Source organism: Desulfosarcina variabilis str. Montpellier (assembly GCF_048565275.1).
Classification (GTDB): Bacteria; Desulfobacterota; Desulfobacteria; order Desulfobacterales; family Desulfosarcinaceae; genus Desulfosarcina; species Desulfosarcina variabilis.
The window spans coordinates 310,820-329,716 of sequence record NZ_CP159846.1 but is presented as its reverse complement, the minus strand read 5'-3'; the positions used below and the strand labels follow the sequence as shown (position 1 = coordinate 329,716).

Genomic DNA, 18,897 nt, shown 5'->3' with positions numbered 1-18,897 from the left:
GATAAAGGGTTGATCAATGGAAGCAAATGAAAAAAGACTGGCTGCTGCGCTTGCCGCGGTAACGGCCTATATTCAGACCGAAGAGGAAGCACTGCTCTCCCCGCCCCCCAAACGGCCCGCACCGCGCCGTTTTGATCAGGGCAACCTGTGGAGCCTGTCCGGCAGACAGGGCATGATGCAGATGCGAGGTCTCATGCAAATGAAAACTTTTAACCGCCTCCGCTAGTGCCGGAACCCATGGCGGCAAGCATAAACGCCAATAAACATCCAAATTTTTTTATGAGGAGACCCATACGATGAGTGATCACGATCAAGTCAAAATGACAGCCATGAATTACGATGTGGACCGGCCGGCAGCGGAGAATCCGGTAAAGATCATGGATTTGAGCCTCCGTGACGGCCACCAGAGCCTGTTTGCCACCCGCGGCCGCACCGAGGATATGATCCCGGTGGCCGAACTGATGGACCAGGTGGGTTACTGGGCCGTTGAGACCTGGGGCGGGGCAACCTTTGACACCATGCACCGCTTTCTCAATGAAGATCCCTGGGAACGTATCCGGACCCTGAAACGCTATTTCAAGAAAACCCCCTTCTCCATGCTGCTGCGCGCCCAGAACCTGGTCGGCTACCGCAACTACGCCGACGACGTGGCCAACGCATTCATGGATCGCGCCTGCGAAAACGGCATGGACGTCTTCCGTACGTTCGATGCCCTCAACGACTACCGTAACTTCCAGACCGTCGTGCCCAAGATCAAGGAGTACGGCAAGCACTTTCAGGGCTGCATCTGCTACTCCATGACCGAACCCCGCCTGGGCGGTGAGGTCTACAACCTGGATTACTATGTCAACAAGGCCAAAGACCTAGAGGCCATGGGTGCCGACAGTATCTGCATCAAGGACATGGCCGGCCTGATCGCCCCCTATGACGCCTATGACATCGTCAAGGCCCTCAAGGCCGCCGTCAAGCCCCCCATCCACCTGCACAGCCACTTCACCTCGGGCATGAGCCCCATGAGCCACCTCAAGGCCATCGAAGCCGGCGTGGATATCATCGACACCTGCATGAGCCCCTACGCCTACCGGACCTCTCACGCCGCCGTAGAGCCCCTGGTCATGGCGCTTCTGGGCACCAACCGCGACACCGGTTTCAACATCAAGCTGCTGGCCGAGATCAATGAGATCTTCGAAAAAGAGGTCATGCCCAAATACAAGCATCTGCTCGACGATTCCAAGATGTCCGTCATCGACATCAACGTGCTCTTGCACCAGACCCCGGGCGGCATGCTGTCCAACCTGGTCAATCAGCTGCGCGAAATGGACGCCCTGGACAAAATCGGCGAAGTCTACAAGGAACTGCCGCGGGTCCGCAAAGAACTGGGTCAGATTCCGCTGGTCACCCCCACCAGCCAGATCGTGGGTATTCAGACCGTCAACAACGTGCTCTTCGATACGCCGGATGAACGCTACAAGATGATCACCGCCCAGGTCAAGGATCTGTGTTACGGCCTGTACGGCAAGACCGCCGTGCCCATCGACGCGGAAGTTCAGAAAAAAGCCCTCAAGGGTTACGAGCGTGGTGAGGAGCCCATCACCTGCCGGCCAGCCGAAGTCCTCGAGCCCGAGCTGGAAAAAGCCAAGGCCGAAATCGGCGACCTGGCCGTGGATATGGACGATCTGGTGCTCTACGCCATCTACCCGGTTACCGGCAAGAAGTTTTTGCAGTGGAAATACGGCAAGGAAGAGGCACCCGATTCAGTCAAACCGATTACCATGGACGAAGTCAAGAAACGTGAAGCACTGGTCAAGAAAGCGCTGGCCGGCGAACTGATCGAGAAGAAGACGGACGCCCCGGCCAAGGGTGAAAATTCGCGTACCTTCAACGTCTTCGTGGACAACGAGTACTTTGAAGTGGCCGTGGACGAAGTCGGCGGCAGCCCGATGATCCGCCTGGCCCAGCAGATTCAGCTGACCGGTGGATTTCCGGCAGCCGCTCCCGCCGCTGCGCCGGCACCGGCGCCTGCCGCCGCACCGGCCCCGGCCGCCCCAGCTGCTGCTCCGGCCGCTCCGGCTGCACCGGCTCCAGCTGCTGCTCCCGCACCGGCACCCAAGGAAGAAGCGGCCCCGGCTCCGGCGGCTGCCGACGGCACCCCGCTGTCCGCGCCCATGCCCGGCATGATCGTTAAATACGAGAAAAACGTGGGTGATGCGGTGAATGAAGGTGAAACCGTTGTCATCCTGGAAGCCATGAAAATGGAAAACGCCCTTGCCGCACCGACCAACGGTACGATCAAATCCATCAACTTCGGATCCGGTGACTCCGTGGCCAAGGGAGATGTTCTCTGCGTAATCGGATAAGGTCTGTTTTCCCTTCAACAATAATATTTGATCCACCTATGGGGAGCACGGCACGATAACCACAGGGGCGGTGCTCCCCCTCTTCTCACCTTTAGGCATTACACCTCGATGTTGACCATCGGAATCAGACAACCAGGTTCCAACCGGCTGATTCCACAAACACAAAGGAGATCGGTATCATGAAGATCCATGAATACCAGGCAAAAGAGCTGTTTCGTAAAAACGGCGTCGCCGTACCCGACGGCAGTGTGGCGTTTAGCGTCGACGAAGCCAAGGCAGTCGCCGATAAACTGGGTGCGTACCCGGTGGTGGTCAAAGCACAAATCCACGCCGGTGGCCGTGGCCTGGGCGGCGGTGTGAAAGTTGCCAAGACAGCCGAAGAATTCGACACCTATGCAAACAGTATTCTGGGGATGAATCTGGTGACCAAACAGACCGGCCCTGGCGGCAAACTGGTCAAGAAACTGCTCATCGAGCAGGGCCTGAATATCGCCAAGGAGCTATACTTAAGCATTCTGCCGGACCGCGCCACCGCCAAAATGATCATCATGGCATCCGAAGCCGGCGGCATGGACATAGAAGATGTGGCTGAGAAAACACCCGAGAAGATTATCAAGGTCTACGTGGACCCCAATGTTGGCATCCAGCCCTACCACTTGCGGGCTGCGGCGTTCGGACTCAATATGCCCAGCGCCTGCATGAAACCCTTTACGGCACTGTTGAAAAACCTGTTCAACCTGGCCGTTGGCTATGACTGCTCACTGGTGGAAATCAATCCGCTGATCATCACCGCCGAAGACGATGTCATTGCCCTGGACGCCAAAATGGATTTTGATGATAACGCCTTGTACCGTCATCCGGATGTAAAAGAATACCGCGATCTGGACGAAGAAGATCCCACCGAAGTAGAGGCCGGCGGATTTGGCCTGAACTACATCCACCTGGGTGAAGGCGGTAACGTGGGCAACATGGTCAATGGCGCCGGTCTGGCCATGGCCACGATGGACTGTATCAAGTACGCCGGCGGCAAGCCGGTCAATTTCCTCGATGTGGGTGGCGGTGCCAGTGCCGAACAGATTGAGAACGGCTTCCGCATCCTGCAAAGTGATGAGAATGTGAAAGCGATCCTGATCAATATCTTCGGCGGCATCCTGCGCTGTGACCGCCTGGCCAAGGGTGTTGTCCAGGCCGCCCAGAAAGTGGGGATGCGTGTCCCGGTGATTATCCGTATGGAAGGCACCAACCTGGAAGCGGGGCGCAAGATTCTGGCGGAATCAGGCCTGGAATTGGTCAACGCCAAGGATCTCAAGGACGCGGCCGAAAAACTTAAATCCGCCATCCAGTAACTCTCACAAACAAGCGAGGATTTAAAATTGAGCATAATAGTCAATAAAGAAACCAAACTGTTGGTGCAGGGTATTACTGGTAAAGAAGGCCAGTTCCATGCCCGCGCATGCGTTGAATACGGCACCCAGGTCGTGGCCGGCGTGACCCCCGGCAAGGGTGGCCAGAAAATGGATGACATCCCTGTTTTCAATACGGTTGCCGATGCCGCCCAGACCACCGGTGCCACGGCCAGCATGATTTTCGTGCCCCCGCCCTTTGCCGCGGATGCCATCATGGAAGCCACGGATGCCGGCGTGCCCCTGATCGTCTGCATCACCGAAGGCATTCCAGTGATGGACATGATGCGGGTCAAAAACTATATCAAGGACAAACCCGTGCGCTTGATCGGCCCCAACTGCCCCGGCATTATTACGCCCGGTGAGTGCAAGATCGGCATTATGCCCGGCCCGATCCACGTGCCCGGCAAAATCGGTGTGGTCTCCCGCTCCGGCACCCTGACCTATGAGGCTGTGCATGCCCTGACCCTGACCGGCCTGGGCCAGACCACCTGCATCGGCATTGGTGGCGACCCGGTCAACGGCACCAACTTCATCGACTGCCTGGAACGCTTTCAGGCCGACGACGCCACCGAAGGCATCGTCATGATCGGTGAAATCGGCGGTGATGCGGAAGAGAAAGCCGCCGAGTTCATCAAAGAGAAAGTCAACAAGCCGGTGGTCGGCTTCATCGCCGGCCTAACAGCCCCTCCAGGACGACGCATGGGCCACGCCGGCGCCATCATCAGCGGCAGCAGCGGCACCGGTCAGAGCAAAGTGGCGGCCATGAAAGCCAACGGCATCAATGTATGTGAGAACTTAGCGTATCTTGGTGATGTGTGTGCAGAAACCTTCAAATAAGCATCTGGCAAACCTGAATGCTTATTTTTAGCTACCGGAAGAACGGGCGGTTCCCTGAGAACCGCCCGTTCGCTTTTATTCCCCCAATGTTGCAAAAAGCGGAGAGGAAAACACATTGGGCATACCATTTTTCAGCAGTAGGCCGTCCCAACGAAGACATTGACACTCAAATACGAACCCGCTATAGTCGGCTCCGGAAAAGCTTAATTAGCGACTACAACCCCCATCAAGGCATTTGCACGTAGCCTGATTACCCCCGTCCCAAACAATAAAAAAAAGAGGAGGAGAGATGAAAAGGAACATTCTCTTGATCACATTCGTAGTTGTTGTCGGCCTGGCCTTGACGTTCTCGCCGTTAGCCTTTGCCATTGACTGTAAGGGATTGTCCAAAGGAAAGTGTGACGGCAGTCCGGAATGCTCCTGGGTAAAGAGTTACAAAACGAAAACAGGAAAAACCGTGAATGGCTATTGCCGCGCCAAACCAGGGAAGAACAAGAGCGCTGCGACGGTCAAGAAAAAAAATGCCGATGCCAGGGATATGTCAAAAAACAATAAACCCGCGGATAAAAATACCGGATCAACAAAAACTGCAACCAAAAAATAAACCTGCCTGGCGCCATAAAAAGCCATCCAGATTTTGGCCTAAGTGAGAACAACATAAAGGGGCTGTCGTTTAAAACGATGACCCCTTTGCTTTTCTATCAAAGACCGACCTGCCAGACAAACAATTCTCCAGAAAACGCCCGCTCGCATCTGTTCCAGTACAGTAGCACCATTTATCTGCACCTTAAGTGTTAAGAAAATGACCGGATGATCAGTGCGGTGAGCAATTTTTGTAACGGATACGCACCAGACAAATGAGAGATAACGTGAATACTTCAAGAATTTAATTAGTTATCAAGCAAGCAGGATAATTGCTTGTATACTTGATTTTAGTCCCCGTAAAAAGGGACTTACCGTTTTTGTTCCAGTTAAGCAAGGTGCTTAATTTCTCATTTGTCCTTCAGTTGGTGTCGTTTTTCATCAGGCTTTTTACTCTCGTAGTTGATGTATCTCTGTGATAGCGGCCTTGCACCAACTAGTTTTTACCAAGCACCACAAAACGATCATTAGTGAGGAGAATAGATGAAGCGGTTAATTTGTTCGGTAGTTGTCATTTCAATGTTTTTCACTTGCTTTACGGCTGTCACATGGGCTGAATCGGCAACAAAGAAAGAAGTTACGATCAAATGTGAAGCCGCCGTCAGACTGATCCAAGAAGTAGGAGTGGATAATGCGGCTGGAGTGATTGGTGATAAATCCGGCCCCTTTGTCTGGAAGGACGCCTATGTATTTCTTATGGACATTGACGGCAAAATGATCGCCCACCCCATGAGCCCCGAAATGGTCAAAGAAGACAACATTCTCCAGGTGGCCGATACAAACGGCAAAAAAATAACAGTTGCGTTCATTAAAGTGGCGATCGGCTCTGGCAAAGGCTGGGTAAACTATATGTGGCCCAAGCCGGGTCGGGATCAACCAGCGCCCAAAAGCGCCTACATTCTTCGCGTTCCCAACACGCCCTACTTCGTTGGCTCAGGAATTTATCAATAACCCAATGTAAGCGATTAGCCTTTAGCAATTAGCCGTTAGCCCTTCTCTGTTGTAATTGATTTACTAATCGCTAACCGCTAAAGGCTAATCGCCAATTTATGGAAAAAGCCGGTACGGATTGGGGAATCCGTGTTGGCTTTTTTTTATCATCAAACGGTTGAGACTCTCCTAAAAAGACCGTTTCTTTTCGTATTCACAGCAGCCGGTCTTCTCAAACCGTGCCTTGGGTAAACAGGTCACGGACCATATGCTCATACCATCCATTGAGCCGCCAACTTTCCAGAAAACCATTGTGTCCCCCATACGGTTGGATGATCAGGCGGGTACTTGGGCTGGTGTGCAGTCCATAAAAATCTTCCACGGGAATGATCGGATCATCCTGGGCCGTGATAATGGTCGTGGGAATGGTGATGCCACTTAATTGGCCGTCGACAAGCGTATACTTTTGGAAATAGGCCTGGGCACCGTCATAGGAACTGTAACGGTCCAGGAGGCACTCGGTCATTTCTCGGATATTGTCGATTGTGAGCAGACTGGAAAAATCATAATGCTCAGGGTAAAGCGTCTGTTTGATGGACAGCGACCGCCGCCACTTTTTTAAAAAGTATTTCAGGATAAACGAGCTGTTGTCGATGCGGTCGGTGGCCTTGTCCGGATCCAGTACCGGGCTGATGGCAACCACCTGACGCAAGCCGGCAATCGGCTGGCCGGCGCACTTGCGGGCAATGCGCAAGGCAAAATTCCCCCCCAGGGAAAAACCAACCAAAAAGCAAGGCGCCGGAGATGCCGCCGCGCAGATCTGGCTGACAGCATCGAAGACTTCGTCCAGCAATACGGCGTAAAAGATCCCCGTATTCAAATGGTGGCTGGGGCCATGGTCGCGAAAATTGAGACGGAAAACATCAAACCCGCTTTGATAAAGGTACCTGCCCGTGGTGCGGATATAGGTGGAATCCGAGCTTCCCTCCCACCCATGCAGCAAGATTACAAGTCCCTTGGAATGGGGCCGCGGCTGGCTGCTGTGGTACCCCAGCAGCCGGATCCCTTCCCGGGTGGTGAGAATCGTTTCCCGGGCGGCACCGGCCATTGGGTTACTGCCCCACGCCCGCAACCCGGCACTGGCCAGCATGGTCTGAACACCGGCCGGCCTGAGCAGCAGCGGTGGATGCAAGGTGCCCATCGTTATCATCGGGCTGGATTTACGCATGGTATTTTACAGACAAAAAGATCTCAGGTTCCCAGTTTCTTGAGTGCCTCGGCCATTTCCGCCTCGGTGATCTTTTTGAGCATGCGTTGGGTACAGCGCGGACAGCGCGTACCCGCGAGATCTTCCTTGGAGCGGGTTAAATGCCCGCAGTTCATGCATTGCCATGGATCCCCGGCGTTTTTGTCCCGTGCCGTGGCGCTGATCAGCGGCGCCATACAACTGTTAACGAAAAGCAGTGAGCCGGCTCCCACAATGCCGGACATCAGGCGTTTTAAAAAGCCCCGTCGATTCATCGCGTCCTCCTTCTTGTCAACATGGTTTTTGTGACCTTATCAGGGGATTAAACGAACGGTCAATGGCATTTTCAGCGCCACGGGTTTGTATTTTTGGCATTCGGTTATCCGGAAAGCTCCAGCTGATATCTGTTCCAATATAGTAGCATGACTTTAACTGATCGATGGGCCAGTGTTAAGTGTTAAGTTTAAAGGGTTAAGGAAAGGCATCCTATCGATTTCTGTATAAAATAAGATCCGATCTGCCACTTAACACTTAACACTTGGAACTTAACACTTTTACAAAACAACCTTGTCGGGAGCTTTTCGTCTCCAACTTGAGCCTTCTGGAGAACCGCGTAATGGCATTGCGAACCACAACACACTCGCATTTCTATTGACAGAAACACGGGCTCCGTCCTACAACCGATTCGTTGAAGATACGTGGCATGGTTCCATATTGTTTCGGTTCTCAATCTGCCGCTCCAACGCTATTACCACTTTTTTTTAGGAGGCACGTAAATGAAACCTAAAAGCATCATTCTGCCCAAGGACGAAATCCCCAGAAAATGGTATAATATTTTGGCTGACATCAAAATGAATCCGCCCTTGGGGCCAGATGGCAACCCGGTCAGCCCGGACATGCTGGCACCGGTCTTTCCCATGAACCTGATCGAACAAGAGGTGAGCAGTGAGCGCTGGATTGAGATTCCCGACCCCGTCCTGGACGTTCTGTCCATATGGCGCCCGGCACCGCTTACCCGTGCCACGGCATTTGAAAAAGCACTGGGGACACCGGCCAAAATCTACTACAAAAATGAGGGCATGAGCCCTCCGGGAAGCCATAAGCCCAACACCGCCGTGCCCCAGGCCTATTACAACAAAGTGTTCGGCATCGAAAACATCACCACGGAAACGGGTGCCGGCCAATGGGGCAGCGCCCTGTCCTTTGCCTGTTCCCAATATGGCTTGACCTGTAAGGTATTCATGGTGCGCATCAGTTTCGACCAAAAACCGTACCGCAAGTCCATGATGCAGGCCTGGGGAGGTAAATGCATCGCCAGCCCCAGCAATGAAACCAAGGCGGGTCGGGATGCGCTGGCCAGGGACCCGAACACCCCGGGAAGCCTGGGAATCGCCATTTCCGAAGCCGTGGAAGCGGCTGTGGGCGACACCTCGGGCAAAACGCGCTATTCCCTGGGTAGCGTGCTGAACCATGTCATGCTGCACCAGACCATCATCGGTCTGGAAGCCAAACGGCAGCTTGAAATCGCCGGTGAATATCCGGATATTGTGATCGGCTGCGCAGGTGGTGGCAGCAACTTTGCCGGCCTGGCATTTCCGTTTGTCCTGGACAAGATCAATGGCAAGGCCATCGACATTTATCCGGTAGAGCCCAAGGCCTGTCCGTCCATGACCCGCGCACCGTTTGCCTATGATCATGGAGACACGGCCGGCTATACACCGCTGTTACCCATGCACAGCCTGGGGCACAATTTTGTACCGGCGCCTATCCATGCCGGCGGCCTGCGATATCACGGCATGGCCCCCACGGTCAGCCAATTGATCAACGAAGGCTTGATCTCGCCCAAATCCGTGGGACAGATGGAGTCTTACAAAGCCGGGGTTCTCTGGGCGCGCACAGAAGGCTTTATCCCGGCTCCGGAAACCAACAATGCCCTGGCCCAGGTTGTGGCGGAAGCCGAGAAAGCCAAGCAAGAAGGAAAAGAAAAAACCATTGTGTTCACTTTCAGTGGCCACGGTCTTCTGGACCTGGGCGCGTATGAGAAGTATTTTGCCGGTGAGCTTTCCGACTTTTCGCTGGCGGATGCCGATATCGAAGAGTCGACCAAAATCCTTGAAAATTATCCCAAACCCGAAAACATCAAGAGTGTCTGATGAAGCCCGAACGCCTGGAAAGACGATGCCCCCGATTGGGCGGAGATGTGTCGTTTGCCTATTGCTGCACATGCGAGGCGGACAAGCGCCCGTGTTTCAAGGTGCTTGACTGCTGGTGGGAGCGTTTTGACGTGGTTGCTTACATGAAGGCGCGCCTGTCGCCTGAAGCGTTTGAAAAACTGTCCGCCCGTCGCCCGCCACCGAACAAGGTGGCAAGCCTGGTGGACCTGATTCGACAGGCCCAGGAACGCACATCAACGGACTGATACAAAAAGATTTTTTTCATTGACCGGCAGCACGTGGGGTAACGTGGCTGCCGGTTTTTTCTTTTTCTACCAATTAACCGTTGACGGATTCGTCAACGGTTGCCCATCCAGAAAACTCCCTCCCTGCTCAACATCAACATAAAGGACTATAATCATACGATATATAAATTGATAAATGTAATTCAAAAAATATTATTTCAATATTTCCTGTCATGATCTATAGTAAAATCAGATCGGATTAAAACAACCATCAGTAATCTTATATCGGGGCCATGTGAAAAATCTCCCGGGCAATGTCATCACAGCGCCAACCATGGTGGTAGGGCAAAGACCGTGTTTTTCACACGATATGGGTTACAAGTCGGACCGATTAAAGTTCAATCGTCACTAACAGGGGGTGGGCAATGGGCACCAATAATACGCCAGTCGCCGGCAGGCTGGAAGACAAAGTTCTGCGTTTTTTTTCGCCGAACGGGCTACTGACAGCAGTTTTTCTTATTATTTTAATGTGTTTTCTTTTTAGTGGGGGTGGCATCGAGCACCGCACCCTGGATACATCGGCCGCAGATCACCAGCAGATGACAGAATCGCCGCTGCTGTATTCCGTGCGTTAGGCCGGGTTTATCCAACACCGCCGCCGGGCAAAACAGGCCTGACAACAAAGGGAACCTATCCCCGGCAAGACAATGGCTCACTGCATCAGCGAATCGTTGTTTTAGGCGATTTCTGTCAAAGAATATCCCATCTTGCTTGTCTTTTTTCCCGTCTTCTGCGTTGGCGCCAAGGCCGAATACGTAAAGCATGCAACCTTGACGCCGCCTTGAAGACGAAAAAAAATCCTGCGCAATATGGGGACATTCTTTTCCGCCAATCGCCTTAATCGGCTATTTTGTTTTTCGATTACGACCGTGATAACCGCTTCAGCATCATTCCGGCACAGGCCGGAATCCAATCGTCTCACTGTTTCCTGGCTTCCGGATCAAGCCCGGCAGGACGAATCCGGCTTTTTTTGCCAGTTCATCAACGTTGGCCACGCGGATCCATGAACGGTCATGTGGTCCAATTATTGCTTTGAAAATCACGAATTGCCCACCAATCGATTTGCATTCAGTTGCGCTTTGCCGTATGGATAAGTGTTTTGTTGGTACCCGTTGATAATAAATAGTGCCCATCCAGAAATAGGAAAATTAAATCAGGAGGTTGAGAATGTTAAAATTGGGAGAAAAAGGTGCAATTTTACAACGCGACAAACAGACCTATGCCATTGCGCCCCACATCCCCTGTGGTGTGGTCACACCGGCGCTGCTGCGCACGATTGCCGATGTTGCAGAAAAATACGAAGCCCAGGCAATCAAGCTCACGGGCGCGACACGGATGGCCATTGTCGGAATAAAAGAGGAAGACGTTGATGCGGCCTGGAATGATTTACAGCTGGATAAAGGGGCCGCCGTCGGCCTGTGTGTACGCAGCGTGCGGGCCTGTCCGGGAACCACCTTTTGCCGTTTGGGCAAACAGGATGCACTGGGGATGGGCATGACCCTGGATAAAAAATATCATAGCATGCAGTTGCCGGGAAAATTCAAGATGGCGGTATCCGGCTGCCACCTGGCCTGCGCCGAATCCTGGGTCCGTGATATTGGTCTGATCGGTCAAAAAGATGGCTGGCAGTTGGTTATCGGCGGTAATGTGGGAGCCGAGCCCCGTATCGCTCAGGAACTGGTCAAAGGACTGGATGACAAACAGGTCCTGGAGGCGATCGAAAAAACCATCCAATGCTATTCAGACAATGCAAAAAAAGGGGAACGGCTGGGAAAAATGATCGATCGGGTGGGGCTAACGCCTTTTCAAAAGGCATTAGATTAGCCAACCTATTGGAACCAATAAAAAAAGGACGGCATGATCGTTGATTCATGCCGTCCTTTTTTTAGGCTGCTTTTTTGTCGGACCAATGAAAACGCCGTCCCTGCTAAGCAGCCTGATGGTTTGCTTTTGTCAGGCTCTGGATCCAACGAATGTCAAGCCAATCCCCAAAAGGAAAAGATTGACGGGATCCAATAGTGAATCTATCGTGAAAGAGCCTTTGTCTAGAAGATCGGCAAAGGCTCCTGAACCAAGAAAAGGAAAAATCACTAAAAGAAGAATTAACGAAATCATCGCAGCCGTTTTTTTCACTGTCCCACTCCAGACTATATATTTAAGTATTTTTTTTCCTAACTGAGTACTACCAGTGCATATAGCGTTGCTGTGCAATGGAAGTGCCAACTGGCCAGATGTGAAGTGAATGGTGGATTGAGGTCGAACGATAAATCTTAGATATCATATAGATGAGCTCATTTTAATAAAAACGGCCAAGGGTTGCTGCCATTTATCCCATTGACGGAGCCTGCCGAAAAATGTGGTTATCTTTTCACAGCCATTGGAAAATTGTGAAAATAATTGCGCAATGGAGGTACATTTTTTGTGTTTCGATATCATTCGGGTGGCACAAAATCTTTCGCCCTGAGCCTTGATCGGTTACGAAAACGTCAATGCGCAAAGTCATCGTGAGGCCGTTGACCGGCCACCCAATTGACCGCAAGCAGCCATGATACGCTCGCCTTTTCTATGCCTTTTTCTGACAAAAATATTTTCATCCTCCAACAGACTGCGAAAATATTGGAATTCCTCGTTCGATGGCGGCGCAAATTCAGATCCAGGGGCGGGGTTGTAGGGAATCAAATTCAGCTTCACCCGCAGTGGACTCAGGTATCGGGACAAGGCCCGGGCGTGTGCGGGTTGGTCATTCACCCCCCGGATCAGGACATACTCCACGAATATGGACGATTTTTTGGGCAGTGGGTAGCGTTGCAGGGCGTCTTTCAAAGCCGCCATGGGGTGGGTTCGATTGATCGGCATGAGTCTTGATCGGATGGTGTCCGTAGGCGCGTTCAGGGAAACCGCCAGATTCAGCGGACCGCCATCTATCCGGGCCAACCGGTCAATCCCGTCAATCAGGCCAACCGTGGAAATGGTGATATATCGCCGGGCAATGTCCAGCCCCCGTTGGTCTCCCAGCACCCGCACGGCCTGAATCACATGATCCAGGTTGTCAAGCGGCTCCCCCATGCCCATGAACACCACATTGCGGATGTTGGCCCCTAAAAGGTGGCGCGCAACAAAAACCTGCTCAACGATTTCCGAGGCGGTCAGGTTGCGGATCAACCCGATTTTACCGGTTCGACAGAACCGACAGCCCATGCGGCAGCCCACCTGACTGGATACACACACCGTGTGGCGCCTGTACATGGGGATCACTACGGATTCAACCGTCAGGTCGTCGGCAAGGCCGGTAACGAACTTGATCACCCCATCATCGATCTCTTTTTTGACCAACCGGCCTGACGCAAGCACCAGCTCGGTTTCCAATTGTCTTTTCAGCGCCGGCAATCGGTCAAACGCACCGCACTGATCAAGCGCCAGCGTTCCCTGTTTCATCACCTGCCGGTAGATGGGCGAGCTGTAATAAGCGCTTTTTCCATATCGACGCTGAAACGCATCGACAAATTCATCGTGGGTATGGTTAAAAATATTCAATGGTAAATCACCCGCCCTTTGGAAAGCGGTAGTTATAAGCTATTTCTGCATGTGTAACTGGTCAACGGGCCAGTGTTAAGTGTTAAGTGTTAAGTGAAGGTATTTGTCGATTTCTACAGAGATTGTAAACGATCCGTAGACTTAAATCTTAACGTTTTTACATAGCAATCATAAAAAAGGTTTATGTTTCCGTTCTGAGTTATGTGGTCCCCATGAAAAGCACACGTTTCATCTTGTCTTTTCGACTTGACAGCGTAGCCCATCAGCGGAAAAAATCAATATTTAGTATTGATTCATGAATCTGATATTTCCTTTGATTGTATCGGTTTGACACGCCATTTGGTTTTTGCCATATAAAGGTCCGCTCGGCGCTGGCGTTCAGCACCGTTAATAAAAGAAAACCATTTCAGGCAATCCGATTATTGCCAAAAGGACAATACCATGACCGAAAACGAAACCGCGTCTACAACCCATTTTATCAAAGCGATTATCGAGGAAGACCTTGCCGCCAATAAAAACGACGGAAAAGTGGCCACCCGCTTTCCTCCGGAGCCCAACGGCTATCTGCACATCGGCCATGCCAAATCCATCTGCCTGAATTTCGGAATTGCCCAAACTTACAACGGAACCTGCAACCTGCGTTTTGACGACACCAATCCCACCAAGGAAGACGTGGAATATGTGGATGCCATCATGGAAGATGTGCACTGGTTGGGGTTCGATTGGCAGGATCGACTCTACTATGCATCGGATTACTTTGAACGGCTCTATGAATTTGCAGTTGAATTGATCAACGCCGGCAAAGCCTATGTGGATGATCAGACCGCGGATCAGATCCGGGAAAATCGCGGCACGCTTACGGAAGCCGGCGTGGACAGCCCCTTTCGCAACCGCAGCGCCGAAGAAAATCTCGATCTGTTCAAGCGCATGCGGGCCGGTGAATTCGCCGACGGCTCCCGGGTGCTGAGGGCCAAGATCGACATGGCCCATCCCAACCTGATCATGCGTGATCCCACCTTGTACCGGATCCGCAAGACCAGTCATCACCGCACCGGTGATGCCTGGTGCATCTACCCCATGTATGATTTCACCCACTGTCTGTCAGATAGCCTGGAAGGCATCACCCATAGCCTGTGCACCCTGGAGTTTGAAAACAACCGTCCCCTGTACGACTGGGTGCTGGACAATGTCACGCCCCCCTGCCACCCCCAGCAGATCGAATTTGCCCGGCTGAATCTGACCTTTACCGTACTGAGCAAGCGCAAGCTGATTCAGCTGGTCGAAGAAGGGTACGTAAGCGCATGGGACGATCCGCGCATGCCCACCATTTGCGGCCTGCGGCGCCGCGGTTACACCCCTGAATCGATCCGTAATTTCTGTGACCGCATCGGTTTGGCCAAGCGTGACAGTGTGGTGGATGTGGCGCTTTTGGAATACAGTATCCGAGAGGACCTGAACAAGCGTGCCCCGCGGGTCATGGGCGTGCTCAACCCGCTGAAGGTGGTCATCGAGAATTATCCCGAAGGCCAGGTGGACGAACTGGAAGCGGTCAACAACCCCGAGGATCCCAGCGCCGGTGTCCGCAAGGTGCCATTTTCCCGTGAAATCTACATCGAACGGGACGACTTCATGGAAAACCCGCCCAAAAAATTCTTCCGGCTGGGCCCGGGGCGGGAGGTGCGCCTGCGCTATGCCTTCTTTGTCACCTGCACAGATGTGATCAAGGATGAAACCAGCGGAGAGATCGTTGAACTGCGCTGCACCTACGATCCAGCCACTCGCGGGGGAGACGCCCCGGATGGCCGCAAGGTGAAAGCCACCTTGCACTGGGTATCGGCGGCCCATGCCGTGGAAGCGGAAGTACGGCTTTACGACCGTTTGTTCAACAAGCCCAATCCAGACGAAAAGGAAGAAGGCAAGACGTTCAAGGATTTTATGAATCCGGGCGCGCTGGAGATTCGCACAGGCTGCAAGCTGGAACCTTGCCTGGCCGATGTGGGTCCCGGTTACTTCTGCCAGTTTGAACGGTTGGGATACTTTTGCGTGGATAGCAAGGACTCCGCCCCCGGCGCCCTGGTGTTCAACCGCACCGTGACCCTGCGCGATGCCTGGGCCAAGCTGCAGAAAAAGGGTTGATGCGGTTTCACCCTTCACGAATATGGCCGTCCAAACTAAATAGTGTCCGTCCAGAAATAGGAGAATTTGGTCGAGATCAAGGCGTCCTAAAAATTTTACCACAGGCATATGGCTGATATTTCGAGGATAAAATTTTTCGGACAACGCCGATATCGGCCAAATTGGCCATTTCTGGATGGGCACTAAATAGTGCCGATCACCAGCGACAGTGTCAACCCGCCGTGGAAAAGCGGCATCTGCCTGGCCGGAAAAGGCACGCGGCGGGCCAGTTCCCGGTTGGGGGTGACCAGGGCGATGCGCCATCCACGATAATACGCCTTCAGGTGACGGCAAATGGCCCTGAACAGGTCGTCGGCCTGCCGCTGTGACCCCAGTCGGATGCCATAGGGAGGATTGATGGTCACCAGGCCGGGTGTGCGGCCATAGTGGTCGCCCCGGCTATGGAAAAAGTCCTTTTGCTCCACCATGACGGCATCGGTCACCCCATGTTGGCCAATGGTCGCCGAAAGGCGCGCGCAGGTCGCCGGATCCACATCTGAAGCAAAGATCCGCGGGCGATCCAATACGTCAATTCGGGACTGCGCTTCGCGCTTTAAAAACGCCCACTTTTTTTCGGTATAGGCCGGCCACCCCATGAAGGCAAACGCACGACCGATTCCAGGTGCCATCTGTTTGGCTAGCATGGCCGCTTCCAGGGAAAAGGTTCCTGAGCCGCACATGGGATCCACCAACGGCATCAGGCCATCATAGCCGGCGCTTAAAAGAATGACCGCGGCCAGTGTCTCACGGATGGGGGCATGCGCCGGGCCGGATTTGAACCCGCGTTTGTAAAGCGACTCTCCGCTGCTGTCCACGGAAAGGGCAACCTGATCGTCCACCACCCGGACATACAGGGTTTGCGGCACAGTAACAGGCTGTTCAGCGCGGTCTGCCTGGGTCAGTCGGCGGGCGATGCTGGATTCAAGGGTCTGGGCGATCGCCCCGGTATGATAAAGCCGGGATCGGTGGCTTTTCACCTTGACGCTGAGCCCCTTGGCCGTAGAGAAAAAAAGTTCCCAGGCAATACGATCGGCGTTTTTTGCCAGGCGGCGTAAATTGGTGGCCGGAAATGTTTCCACACGCATGAGCACCCGCGTGGCCGTATGCAGGTTCAGGTTGGCCCGCTGGCAATCCACGAAGCGTGCGCGAAAGCCAACACCACCGCGCTCAAGACGCATGTCTGCCTCGGACAGGCCGAGGTCGACCAGTTCCCGGCGGCAAAGCGCTTCAAAGCCGGGGACCGTGACCACATAATAGTCACGGATGCGACCGATGACATGGCGGCGCAGGCGTTTGTCCAATGCGCGATCGGCAGATGTGGGTTGACTGGTGGTTTCAGGAACCTGGTTGGTCATTGGATTCGTCATTCAATGGACGGGAAAGGACTTGATTAAGATTCAAATCGATAATAAGTTGCCCTAGTGTCTATTTATAAATGCCTAATTGGCCTATTTTATGGAGAGGCACCAAATAGTCATTGAAAAAACACATTTTATCAGTCCCCCTCCGCATCTGTAAACGATCAATCAGCAATTACCAATGGTAATAGAGGGTCCACGGCAAACCGGAACCGAAGTTTAAGCGGAATATCCCCATAATCATGTCCACTGTTTTCATTCGACAAGCAGATTACACCTACCCGGCGATTCGCTCAATTGTTTTCGAAATGCTGTCATCTGATGAAGGCCCGGTGATCGACATCGGCACCCGGGTGCTGATCAAACCCAATTTTCTCAGTCCGGCCGCGCCCGAGAAAGCCATAACAACCCATCCACTGATCATCAAGGCCGTGGCTGAATTTGCCCTGGAAAAAGGCGCGCAGGTTCAGATTTCCGACAGCCCGGCTACCGGCAGCTTTTCAACCCTTCTAAAAAAAGGGGGCTACACGGAAACCCTGAGCGACCTTGACGTGACCCTCAAACCCTTTGAAGCCACCACGGCTGTGGATGTGGGAGACCCCTTTGGCACCATCGATGTGGCCAAGGACGCCATGGACGCCGATGTGGTGATCAATCTGGCCAAACTCAAAACCCATACCCAGATGATGTTGACCCTGGGGGTGAAGAATCTTTTTGGCTGTATCGTGGTGCTTAAAAAGCCTGAATGGCACATGCGCGCCGGTGTTGACCGGCACATGTTCGGGCACCTGATCGTCAGTATTTACGAGGCCATCAAACCGGCCTATACCATCGTGGACGGCATCCTGGCCATGCAGGGGCAGGGTCCGGGAAAAAGCGGCACACCGCGGGAGCTGGGGCTTTTGATCGGCGGTGCCAATGCCCACGCCGTGGATCATGCCACCTGTCTTCTGGTGGGCCTGGACCTGGAACGGCTGGAAACACATCTGAACGCCCGGGAAATGGGTGTGTACGATGGTACAGTGCATATCAACGGGGCGCTGAACATATTAGATGACTTTCAATTTCCTGAGCTGGGCACGCTCACCATGGGGCCTGACATCCTGGGCCGCTTTATGCGACGGTTTGTCATTCAACAACCCAGAGTGGATAATGAAGCCTGCAAACTATGCGGCGAGTGTTGGAAATATTGCCCGGTCCAGGCCATCACCTATACGGATCGCGGCATCACGTTTAACACCGATACCTGCATCCGTTGCTACTGCTGCCTGGAAATTTGCCCGCATGCCGCCATTCGGGCCAGCAAGCCATTGGCTGGGCGGGTGATCGAGTGGCTGCGCAACGTACACTGATATAAAACAATGGGTTGCCAGACGGCAACCATGAATGAAAGGAAGGTAAGCTTATGGCAGGAGGTATCAATAAAGTTATTTTGGTGGGGAATTTGGGCCAGGATCCCGAAATCCGCTATACCGCCGACGGCAGACCGATCGCCAATTTTTCAATTGCCACGTCGGAAACCTGGAGAGATAAAAACAGCGGCGAGCGTCGGGAAAAAACCGAGTGGCACCGGGTGGTGGTATTCGGAAAACTGGCGGAAATCTGCGGCGAATATCTATCCAAGGGGCGTCAGGTGTACATCGAAGGAAAGCTGCAGACCCGTAAATGGCAGGGGCAGGACGGACAGGACCGGTATACGACCGAGGTCGTCGTCGACATCCGCGGGACGATGCAAATGCTCGGCACCCGAGATAACGGTCCGGCCAGGCCCTCAGGATCGTACGCCGGCAACAATGCTGCTGCTACTGGTGGTGGCGGCGGCGGCGGTGGTTACCAGGATCAGGGCTATCCCCCCCCGCCCTATCCCAATGACCAGGAAGATGATATTCCGTTCTAATTGAATCAATCCCGTTTGTAATGCTGTTTTCTTTTCAACTTTCGGCCTTCAATCGTT

The 18,897-nt window shown here is 53.2% G+C and carries 18 protein-coding genes; 13 read left to right on the top strand and 5 right to left on the bottom strand.

The features are described from left to right. The first annotated feature begins 16 nt into the window (after nucleotides 1–16). The 6 genes from Dvar_RS01515 (at nucleotide 17) to Dvar_RS01490 (ending at nucleotide 6,193) form a co-directional block, all read left to right on the top strand. A complete protein-coding gene (locus Dvar_RS01515) occupies nucleotides 17–226 on the top strand; it encodes a hypothetical protein (protein WP_419659962.1) in 210 nt (69 codons plus the stop codon). 70 nt (nucleotides 227–296) lie between these two features. Continuing rightward, the gene (locus tag Dvar_RS01510) at nucleotides 297–2,357 is read left to right on the top strand and encodes a pyruvate carboxylase subunit B (protein WP_419659961.1); all 2,061 of its coding nucleotides are present in this window, start codon (nucleotides 297–299) and stop codon (nucleotides 2,355–2,357) included. A gap of 179 nt (nucleotides 2,358–2,536) precedes the next feature. Further along, the gene (sucC, locus tag Dvar_RS01505) at nucleotides 2,537–3,703 is read left to right on the top strand and encodes an ADP-forming succinate--CoA ligase subunit beta (RefSeq protein ID WP_419659960.1); all 1,167 of its coding nucleotides are present in this window, start codon (nucleotides 2,537–2,539) and stop codon (nucleotides 3,701–3,703) included. Nucleotides 3,704–3,730: 27 nt separating this feature from the next. Further along, nucleotides 3,731–4,600 (top strand): succinate--CoA ligase subunit alpha, encoded by an 870-nt coding sequence (gene sucD, locus Dvar_RS01500; protein ID WP_419659959.1) that lies wholly within the window; start codon nucleotides 3,731–3,733, stop codon nucleotides 4,598–4,600. A gap of 289 nt (nucleotides 4,601–4,889) precedes the next feature. Then, on the top strand, nucleotides 4,890–5,204 hold the full coding sequence (locus tag Dvar_RS01495) for a hypothetical protein (protein WP_419659958.1): 315 nt from the start codon (nucleotides 4,890–4,892) through the stop codon (nucleotides 5,202–5,204). Nucleotides 5,205–5,725: 521 nt separating this feature from the next. Then, complete coding sequence (locus tag Dvar_RS01490; protein ID WP_419659957.1) at nucleotides 5,726–6,193, top strand: cache domain-containing protein; 468 nt, start codon at nucleotides 5,726–5,728, stop codon at nucleotides 6,191–6,193. Nucleotides 6,194–6,404: 211 nt separating this feature from the next. Here Dvar_RS01490 and Dvar_RS01485 read toward each other — a convergent pair whose 3' ends face one another. Beyond that, complete coding sequence (locus tag Dvar_RS01485; RefSeq protein ID WP_419659956.1) at nucleotides 6,405–7,400, bottom strand: YheT family hydrolase; 996 nt, start codon at nucleotides 7,398–7,400, stop codon at nucleotides 6,405–6,407. 23 nt (nucleotides 7,401–7,423) lie between these two features. Further along, on the bottom strand, nucleotides 7,424–7,693 hold the full coding sequence (locus tag Dvar_RS01480; RefSeq protein ID WP_419659955.1) for a hypothetical protein: 270 nt from the start codon (nucleotides 7,691–7,693) through the stop codon (nucleotides 7,424–7,426). Between the two features lie 501 nt (nucleotides 7,694–8,194). Between Dvar_RS01480 and Dvar_RS01475 the strand changes: the two genes are divergently transcribed. The 4 genes from Dvar_RS01475 to Dvar_RS01460 all read left to right on the top strand — a co-directional run bounded on the left by Dvar_RS01475 (nucleotide 8,195) and on the right by Dvar_RS01460 (nucleotide 11,700). Beyond that, complete coding sequence (locus Dvar_RS01475) at nucleotides 8,195–9,571, top strand: TrpB-like pyridoxal phosphate-dependent enzyme (RefSeq protein WP_419659954.1); 1,377 nt, start codon at nucleotides 8,195–8,197, stop codon at nucleotides 9,569–9,571. Then, entirely contained in the window at nucleotides 9,571–9,837 is a 267-nt protein-coding gene (locus Dvar_RS01470) for a hypothetical protein (protein ID WP_419659953.1), read from the top strand. The genes Dvar_RS01475 and Dvar_RS01470 overlap by 1 nt, the downstream gene beginning before the upstream one ends. A 404-nt stretch (nucleotides 9,838–10,241) precedes the next feature. Next, nucleotides 10,242–10,451, top strand: a complete 210-nt coding sequence (locus Dvar_RS01465; RefSeq protein ID WP_419659952.1) for a hypothetical protein — start codon at nucleotides 10,242–10,244, stop codon at nucleotides 10,449–10,451. 592 nt (nucleotides 10,452–11,043) lie between these two features. Beyond that, nucleotides 11,044–11,700 (top strand): NAD(P)/FAD-dependent oxidoreductase, encoded by a 657-nt coding sequence (locus Dvar_RS01460; protein ID WP_419659951.1) that lies wholly within the window; start codon nucleotides 11,044–11,046, stop codon nucleotides 11,698–11,700. A gap of 129 nt (nucleotides 11,701–11,829) precedes the next feature. Here the strand turns inward: Dvar_RS01460 and Dvar_RS01455 are convergent, their stop codons facing one another. Together Dvar_RS01455 and rlmN are read right to left on the bottom strand one after the other, a co-directional pair. After that, nucleotides 11,830–12,009: a hypothetical protein gene (locus Dvar_RS01455; RefSeq protein WP_419659950.1), complete on the bottom strand. Its 180-nt coding sequence runs from the start codon at nucleotides 12,007–12,009 to the stop codon at nucleotides 11,830–11,832. A gap of 366 nt (nucleotides 12,010–12,375) precedes the next feature. Next, nucleotides 12,376–13,410: a 23S rRNA (adenine(2503)-C(2))-methyltransferase RlmN gene (rlmN, locus tag Dvar_RS01450; protein ID WP_419659949.1), complete on the bottom strand. Its 1,035-nt coding sequence runs from the start codon at nucleotides 13,408–13,410 to the stop codon at nucleotides 12,376–12,378. A 441-nt stretch (nucleotides 13,411–13,851) separates the two neighbouring features. Here rlmN and Dvar_RS01445 point away from each other — a divergent pair, with 441 nt between their 5' ends. Further along, nucleotides 13,852–15,546, top strand: a complete 1,695-nt coding sequence (locus tag Dvar_RS01445) for a glutamine--tRNA ligase/YqeY domain fusion protein (RefSeq protein ID WP_419659948.1) — start codon at nucleotides 13,852–13,854, stop codon at nucleotides 15,544–15,546. Between the two features lie 182 nt (nucleotides 15,547–15,728). Here the strand turns inward: Dvar_RS01445 and Dvar_RS01440 are convergent, their stop codons facing one another. Then, nucleotides 15,729–16,940, bottom strand: coding sequence for a THUMP domain-containing class I SAM-dependent RNA methyltransferase (locus tag Dvar_RS01440; RefSeq protein ID WP_419659947.1), 1,212 nt, complete (start codon nucleotides 16,938–16,940; stop codon nucleotides 15,729–15,731). Between the two features lie 245 nt (nucleotides 16,941–17,185). On the opposite strand from Dvar_RS01440, the gene Dvar_RS01435 reads away from it, so the two are divergent. Next, a complete protein-coding gene (locus tag Dvar_RS01435; protein WP_419659946.1) occupies nucleotides 17,186–18,295 on the top strand; it encodes a DUF362 domain-containing protein in 1,110 nt (369 codons plus the stop codon). Between the two features lie 53 nt (nucleotides 18,296–18,348). Then, nucleotides 18,349–18,840 carry a single-stranded DNA-binding protein gene (gene ssb, locus Dvar_RS01430; RefSeq protein ID WP_419659945.1) on the top strand — a complete coding sequence of 164 codons (492 nt, stop codon included), beginning with the start codon at nucleotides 18,349–18,351 and terminating at the stop codon, nucleotides 18,838–18,840. The last annotated feature ends 57 nt before the right edge of the window (nucleotides 18,841–18,897 follow it).

What these genes read in the sequence shown, in the direction of transcription:
- Dvar_RS01445 (WP_419659948.1), top strand. Translation starts at nt 13,852, where the DNA reads ATGACCGAAAACGAAACCGCGTCTACAACCCATTTTATCAAAGCGATT.
- ssb (WP_419659945.1), top strand. Translation starts at nt 18,349, where the DNA reads ATGGCAGGAGGTATCAATAAAGTTATTTTGGTGGGGAATTTGGGCCAG.
- Dvar_RS01435 (WP_419659946.1), top strand. Translation starts at nt 17,186, where the DNA reads ATGTCCACTGTTTTCATTCGACAAGCAGATTACACCTACCCGGCGATT.
- Dvar_RS01460 (WP_419659951.1), top strand. Translation starts at nt 11,044, where the DNA reads ATGTTAAAATTGGGAGAAAAAGGTGCAATTTTACAACGCGACAAACAG.
- Dvar_RS01515 (WP_419659962.1), top strand. Translation starts at nt 17, where the DNA reads ATGGAAGCAAATGAAAAAAGACTGGCTGCTGCGCTTGCCGCGGTAACG.
- sucC (WP_419659960.1), top strand. Translation starts at nt 2,537, where the DNA reads ATGAAGATCCATGAATACCAGGCAAAAGAGCTGTTTCGTAAAAACGGC.
- Dvar_RS01510 (WP_419659961.1), top strand. Translation starts at nt 297, where the DNA reads ATGAGTGATCACGATCAAGTCAAAATGACAGCCATGAATTACGATGTG.
- Dvar_RS01440 (WP_419659947.1), bottom strand. Translation starts at nt 16,940, where the DNA reads ATGACCAACCAGGTTCCTGAAACCACCAGTCAACCCACATCTGCCGAT.
- Dvar_RS01495 (WP_419659958.1), top strand. Translation starts at nt 4,890, where the DNA reads ATGAAAAGGAACATTCTCTTGATCACATTCGTAGTTGTTGTCGGCCTG.
- Dvar_RS01470 (WP_419659953.1), top strand. Translation starts at nt 9,571, where the DNA reads ATGAAGCCCGAACGCCTGGAAAGACGATGCCCCCGATTGGGCGGAGAT.
- Dvar_RS01475 (WP_419659954.1), top strand. Translation starts at nt 8,195, where the DNA reads ATGAAACCTAAAAGCATCATTCTGCCCAAGGACGAAATCCCCAGAAAA.
- Dvar_RS01485 (WP_419659956.1), bottom strand. Translation starts at nt 7,400, where the DNA reads ATGCGTAAATCCAGCCCGATGATAACGATGGGCACCTTGCATCCACCG.
- Dvar_RS01480 (WP_419659955.1), bottom strand. Translation starts at nt 7,693, where the DNA reads ATGAATCGACGGGGCTTTTTAAAACGCCTGATGTCCGGCATTGTGGGA.
- Dvar_RS01490 (WP_419659957.1), top strand. Translation starts at nt 5,726, where the DNA reads ATGAAGCGGTTAATTTGTTCGGTAGTTGTCATTTCAATGTTTTTCACT.
- Dvar_RS01465 (WP_419659952.1), top strand. Translation starts at nt 10,242, where the DNA reads ATGGGCACCAATAATACGCCAGTCGCCGGCAGGCTGGAAGACAAAGTT.